The organism is Flavobacterium sp. FPG59, from assembly GCF_002150205.1.
Taxonomy (GTDB): Bacteria; Bacteroidota; Bacteroidia; order Flavobacteriales; family Flavobacteriaceae; genus Flavobacterium.
In genome coordinates this window covers 1-6,422 of record NZ_MTCA01000180.1, presented here as the reverse complement: position 1 = coordinate 6,422, position 6,422 = coordinate 1, and the positions used below count along the sequence as shown (strand labels likewise).

The 6,422-nt window shown below is 33.0% G+C and carries 6 protein-coding genes; 3 read left to right on the top strand and 3 right to left on the bottom strand.

From position 1 onward, the window contains the following. The 3 genes from FPG59_RS12825 to FPG59_RS12815 form a co-directional block, all read left to right on the top strand. On the top strand, positions 1-2,086 hold a 2,086-nt coding region (locus FPG59_RS12825), incomplete at its 5' end, for a recombinase (RefSeq protein ID WP_369596817.1). Between the two features lie 24 nt (positions 2,087-2,110). Continuing rightward, entirely contained in the window at positions 2,111-3,193 is a 1,083-nt protein-coding gene (gene dinB, locus FPG59_RS12820) for a DNA polymerase IV (protein WP_086454984.1), read from the top strand. A 92-nt stretch (positions 3,194-3,285) separates the two neighbouring features. Continuing rightward, complete coding sequence (locus FPG59_RS12815) at positions 3,286-3,801, top strand: PAS domain-containing protein (RefSeq protein WP_086454983.1); 516 nt, start codon at positions 3,286-3,288, stop codon at positions 3,799-3,801. 51 nt (positions 3,802-3,852) lie between these two features. Here FPG59_RS12815 and FPG59_RS12810 read toward each other — a convergent pair whose 3' ends face one another. The 3 genes from FPG59_RS12810 to FPG59_RS12800 all read right to left on the bottom strand — a co-directional run. After that, complete coding sequence (locus tag FPG59_RS12810; RefSeq protein WP_086454982.1) at positions 3,853-4,623, bottom strand: Bax inhibitor-1/YccA family protein; 771 nt, start codon at positions 4,621-4,623, stop codon at positions 3,853-3,855. Positions 4,624-4,754: 131 nt separating this feature from the next. Continuing rightward, complete coding sequence (gene pyk / locus FPG59_RS12805; RefSeq protein ID WP_086454981.1) at positions 4,755-6,185, bottom strand: pyruvate kinase; 1,431 nt, start codon at positions 6,183-6,185, stop codon at positions 4,755-4,757. 5 nt (positions 6,186-6,190) lie between these two features. Continuing rightward, the coding region (locus FPG59_RS12800; protein WP_140344657.1) for an IPExxxVDY family protein at positions 6,191-6,422 on the bottom strand (232 nt) is incomplete at its 5' end.

The window sequence follows — 6,422 nt, the reverse complement described above, 5'->3', positions numbered from 1 at the left end:
ACCTAAAGGTATGCCAACGTTCGAAACCACTTTCAGAAATTTTTTTGAGAAGGACTCTAGCGATTTTATTCCTAATGTGTCTTATGAACTCCTGGTACAGTTGGTAAGTGTACTAAGACCATTAAGAAAAGACGTAAACAAAACGGTTGACTTGCAGGAATTGATTTCTTTTTTAGAACAAAATCAATCTCTTTGTGAACAATTTTCCTTGTATTTGAAATTAGTTTTAAAGAATTTAAAGTTCAATTCGGTACTTTCGGACGCCGCCATATTGCAAGATGTAGATTTTATTTTTGAATTAAAGAAACGTATTGTAGCTAAGTTTTTACCCTTTCAACCAGAAAAAGACAGTTTAGAGTTTGTCTTGAACCAAATATTTTATTTGCCAACAGATGGAGATTGGATTAGTACTATTCCGATCATTCAGTTAGAGTATTTATTCAATTTATTAGAATTAGAAACCATTTATGGCTCAGGACCCGCTAATTTTGCCTTGTCTGAGGTGATGATGTCCATGCATGTCATTACCCAGCGTGTTAGCGGTCGTGCCATGGAAAGGGAAGTGATCAAGATGGTTCCTGAATATGAGCAATTACAAAGTCCTTTTTCTGCTTTTGAAAAAGAATTATTTTTGATTGAGTATCGAATATTAGAATTAAAAGAACATTTTATCACTCCTGATGATTTGTCTTATCAACAACTTTTAGTCTTGCATAAACAATGTTTGGATTTTGTCAATAAGGCGTTTCATAATAGTAGTAAGTTTGGGATATCGCTCCGTGTGAACCAAAATCTATTAAAAATAAAACAACAGTTAGAACGTTTAGAATTTTTAATTTCCTTGATAGTTGTTTCGGATGTAAATGGAACTACAACAAATACAATACGACTTGGTATACAATTAATTCAGTTTAACTGTTATAAGAGTAATATTCGAAAATTTATTGCGGAGAGTACACAACTTTTATCTTATGAAATCACTCAGCATACGGCTAAAACAGGTGAGCACTACATAACCGAAACCCGAAAAGAATATTTTAAAATGTTGCGGACTGCAACAGGAGGTGGTTTTATAGTAGGAATATTGTGTTTGATTAAGATTGCTCTTTCAAAAGTAGAAACTAGTCTTTTTGGTCATGCTTTTTTGTATAGTATGAATTATGCATTTGGATTTATCTTAATTTATGTTTTGGGATTTACATTAGCCACAAAGCAACCGGCAATGACAGCATCAGCATTGATAAAAGCTTTAGAGGATGGTGCTTCCAAAAAAGGGAAAGAAATAGAAAAATATACGGCTTTTTCCATTTTATTTGCTCGTGTTTTTCGTTCTCAATTTATAGCCTTTGTTGGAAACGTTCTTATGGCGTTTCCAGTTTCGTTATTTGGTATATGGATCATAGATTATTATTTTAATTATAATATTGCTGGATCAAAATGGGAAAACTTAGTTCAAGATTTAAGTCCAATTCATTCTTTAGCGATCCTGCATGCCGCTATAGCGGGTGTTTTCTTATTTTTATCAGGTATTATTACAGGTAGTGTTGCAAATAGGGACAAGCACAATCAGGTTTATTATAGAATTGCTGAGAATCCTTTTTTGAAACGTAATTTAGGGATCAAGAAGACTTTGGCATTATCAAAATTATATGAAAAACGCTGGGCTGGTATTATTTCAAATTTTTGGTTTGGTATTTTCATGGGTAGCACAGCTTCATTTGGGTTGTTTGTAGGGTTGAATTTAGATATTAGACACATTACCTTTGCTAGTGGGAATCTTGCTTTAGCGTTATATGGATCTAACTATCAAGTAAGTCAAAATATGCTATTTTGGGGTGTTTTTGGTATTGGAATTATAGGATTAATCAATTTCCTGGTCAGTTTTAGTCTTTCTTTAGGTCTTGCTTTTCGTTCTAGAGGAATGTCTTGGTTTGAATTGAGGCATATAGCAAACTCTATATGGAGGCATTTTAAAACTAAACCTTTGAGTTTCTTTTTCCCAACGGAGAGTAAAAATAAAACAGCCGTTATTGAAAACTATTTACAAATAGATAATGCTAAGGATGATAGTCATAAAAAAGTTTAAGTAATTGAATAATGCGCAACTTAGATGCAAGAAGAAGTGTCAAATAGAAAAATTATCCATGTAGATATGGATGCTTTTTATGCATCTGTAGAACAAATGGATAATCCTGCCTTAAGAGGAAAACCTATTGCTGTTGGCGGCTCTGAGGTGCGTGGTGTTGTATCTGCAGCAAGCTATGAAGCTAGGAAGTTTGGCGTTAAAAGTGCTATGAGTGGTATCGTAGCTAAGAAAAACTGTCCTGATCTTATATTTGTTAAACCACGTTTTGATCGGTACAAAGAGATTTCAAAACAAATCCAGAAAATCTTTTACGATTATACAGATCTTGTTGAACCATTATCTCTAGATGAAGCCTACCTTGATGTAACCCAAAACAAAAAGGGAAATCCGAGTGCAACCTTATTAGCGCAAGAAATTAGAGCCCGAATTTATAATGAAGTAGGACTTACCGCTTCTGCAGGGATATCAATTAATAAATTTGTTGCAAAAGTTGCTAGTGATTATAACAAACCAAATGGCCAAAAAACAGTTAATCCTGATGAAGTAATTTCTTTTCTTGAGGCTTTACCTATTAGGAAATTTTATGGAGTTGGTAAGGTTACTACTGAGAAAATGTATCAACTAGGTATCTTTACTGGACTAGAGCTAAGAGACAAATCAGTAGCCTTTTTAGAAAAACATTTTGGTAAAATGGGTAGCTACTATCATGATGTAGTTAGAGGAATACATAATAGCACTGTAAAAAGTTCCCGAATAGCAAAGTCCGTGGCAGCAGAGCATACCTTTGATATCAATCTATCATCAGAAATTTTTATGATAGAAAAACTAGAAATGATTGCATCCTCATTAGAAAAAAGATTGAAAAGACACAACGTTTCTGGTAAAACGGTGACTTTAAAAATAAAGTACAGTGATTTTACACAACAAACAAGAAGCAAAACGTTACCTTATTTTATATCTGATAAATTTCTTATTTTAGAAATTGTTAAAGAGTTATTGTATCAAGAACGGCTTAAAGATTCGGTACGGCTATTGGGGATTTCAATCAATAACTTAAACACTGATGAGAAAAAGTTTGTTGTTGTTCAATTAAAATTTGAATTCTAGCCTCTTATTTGTAGTTGAACAATGGTTAAAGTTGGTAAAATAATATTTTTTTATTATAAATAAATATACTTTTGACCAATAATGTAAACACCATGAGTAATTTATCACAATACGACGCCGCATTTTCAAGATTTTATAACTGCATGCGAATCAAAACTTTGCCGCTGTATTCTTTTGATTTCCATCATGAATATACTAAGGTGCTGCAAAATACCTTTATAGATACCGCTAGAATAAAAGATTTAGCTACACGTAATAAATGGAAAGATACAAACTGGGATTTGCAATCTATTTTAAGGGATGATGTTGTTATTGTTACCGATGCTAATCTCAAAATTGTTTTTGCTTCACATAATCTTGTAAAAATGAATGGTTATGTTGAGGAGGAAGTCCTTGGTCAAAGCCCAAAAATGTTTCAAGGTGAAGTTACTAATAAAATTACATCAAGTAAAATTAAGAAAGCGATAGAGGCTCAAGAACCTTTTGAGAACGTAGTAATGAATTATAAAAAAAATGGGGAAGTATATGCCTGTTTAATTAAAGGATATCCGTTATTTAATAGCAAAGGAGAGTTAAGCCATTACATAGCCTTTGAAAGAGCAGCATAAAAAAAACCTTTCCAAGATAAAATGGAAAGGTTTTTTTGTGGGAATTTTTATTTAGTCTCTACTGTTCAATTTACTGAGCAATCTAAGAAATTCAATATAGAGCCATACTAGGGTTACCATTAAACCCATTGCGCCGTACCATTCCATGTACTTTGGCATTCTCTCTTGAACTCCTTTTTCAATTTTATCAAAATCTAAAAATAAATTTAAGGCAGCTATTACTATTACAAATACGCTAATTCCTATACTAATCCAAGAGTTTCCATGGTGTACAGGAACAAAGCTAGTAAACATTGATAGTAACCATGAAATTAAATAGTACGTTCCTATGGCAAGTGTTGCAGCAATAACTACAGATTTGAATTGCTCATTAACTTGTACAATTTTGTACTTATACAGACCGAGGCAAATCATAAATGTTACAAAAGTAGCACCAACAGCCTGAAGCACAATGCCAGGATACAAAGCTTCAAAAATTGCGGATACTGCACCAATAAATAAACCCTCAAAAATGGCATAACCAGGAGCAAGATAGGGAGAGTATTGAGGCTTGAAAGCGGCTATAAGCACAAGTACTAAGCCTACTACGGCTCCACCAATAGCTGGAACAAGTGGATTCATTCCGTTAAAAGTAAGCCACCAGATTACCGTAGCCGATCCGATTAGAATCATAAACAATAGTAAGCTCTTGTTTATTGTGCCAGAAATGGTCATTTCATCATTGTAGTCAATGATTGTTGCTTGATTTATCTCTTCACTTTTTGAAACAGCAGTTGAAAATCTTTTACTATTTAAAAACGGATTATTTGAATTCAAACTCATAATTTTTGTGTTTTATTTACCTTCAAATATAATTGAATTTACTGTAAATTCATACTTATGATTTTGGTTTTTTAGCAAAAAAAAACCATCCACATAAAATATGGAATGGTTTAGATAGGCTGTAATTAGTGTTATTCTATTTCAGATACTCTCAGGGTGTTTACCATTCCTTTATCTTTGATAGGCATTGCTGCTAGATTGATAAGGAAATCTCCTTTTTGAACAAAGCCTTTTTGTTTTACAATCTCGTTTACATCTGTTACTGTATCGTCAGTACTTACATCTTTAGTGTACATGAATGATTTTACACCCCACAATAAATTAAGCTGAGTAAGGATTCTTTCATTCGATGTAAAAACTAAAATGTGTGCATTAGGTCTCCAAGCCGAAATTTGAAAAGCAGTATAACCACTATTTGTCAACGTACAAATAGCTTTTGCTTTAATCACATTAGCCATGGTAGCAGCGTGATGGCAAATAGTTTTTGTAATAAAACGTTTTGTTTTAATTTGAGGGGTATTTTGTGGAACTTGAATTAGCGGAGAATCTTCAACTGCTTCAATAATTTGAGTCATTTTTTGAATAACTTGAACAGGGTAGTTACCAGTTGCAGTTTCACCAGAGAGCATTACAGCATCTGCGCCGTCCATTACAGAGTTTGCAACATCATTTACTTCTGCACGCGTAGGAGTCAAGCTAGTAATCATAGTTTCCATCATTTGGGTAGCTACAATTACTGGAATTCGAGCTGTTTTTGCTCTACGGATTAATTCTTTTTGAACTAAAGGCACTTCGTGAGCTGGTAATTCTACTCCTAAATCTCCACGAGCTACCATAAGTGCATCACAATAGGCTACAATTTTATCAATGTTCTCTAATGCTTCAGGCATTTCGATTTTTGCAACAATAGGAATTTTATAATCAGAGTGCTCTGCTATTAATTCTTGTAGATCTTGTAAATCTCGTGGTGTTTTTACAAACGATAATGCAATCCAATCTACATTTTGTCCGATGGCAAAAATAGCATCTTCAATATCTTTCTCAGTCATAGCTGGAAGAGAGATTTTTGTATTAGGTAAGTTTACTCCTTTTTTAGATTTAAGTTCCCCACCTTGTATAACTTTTGCAACTACTTCAGATATTTTGTCAGTCTCAACAATTTCAAAAATAAGTTTTCCATCATCAAGTAATATTCTTTCTCCAGGATTTACATCATTTGGAAAGTTTTTATACTTCATAAATACTTTTTTAGCCGTACCCAAGATGTCTTCGGCTGTAGTAAAAGTAATTAAGTCACCGTCATGAACAACTACGCCTTCTTCCATAACACCTACGCGCAATTTAGGACCTTGCAAATCACCAAGGATTGCTGTTGTATATCCAAACTCTTTGTTTAACCCGCGAATAATATTTATTTTTTGCTTTACATCTTCGTAGTCTGCATGCGAAAAATTTACTCGAAACACATTGACTCCTGCATCAATCATGTCCTTGATGGTTTCTCTTGTACTACATGCTGGCCCTAGTGTAGCTACAATTTTAGTTTTTTTGTTTGTAAGCATTTGTATTAAAAAATTAAATTGTTTTTAGATTTTATTTTAGTTGTCTCTACGCTGTAAACCGCAGAAACGTTATTTATGGTATTTAATAGTGTTTTTATTTCGTTTAAATTCAAGGTGTCATCTGTATTTTCAATTTTAAAAAAGTAGTCTACTTTTTTAAACTCAGGTAATAAAAATACTTTTGTAGCTACATCCATCTTGATATCAGAAAATAAATTTTGAGAAAATTCTTTTTGT

What these genes read in the sequence shown, in the direction of transcription:
- FPG59_RS12810 (WP_086454982.1), bottom strand. Translation starts at nt 4,623, where the DNA reads ATGAGTTTGAATTCAAATAATCCGTTTTTAAATAGTAAAAGATTTTCA.
- pyk (WP_086454981.1), bottom strand. Translation starts at nt 6,185, where the DNA reads ATGCTTACAAACAAAAAAACTAAAATTGTAGCTACACTAGGGCCAGCA.
- FPG59_RS12815 (WP_086454983.1), top strand. Translation starts at nt 3,286, where the DNA reads ATGAGTAATTTATCACAATACGACGCCGCATTTTCAAGATTTTATAAC.
- dinB (WP_086454984.1), top strand. Translation starts at nt 2,111, where the DNA reads ATGCAAGAAGAAGTGTCAAATAGAAAAATTATCCATGTAGATATGGAT.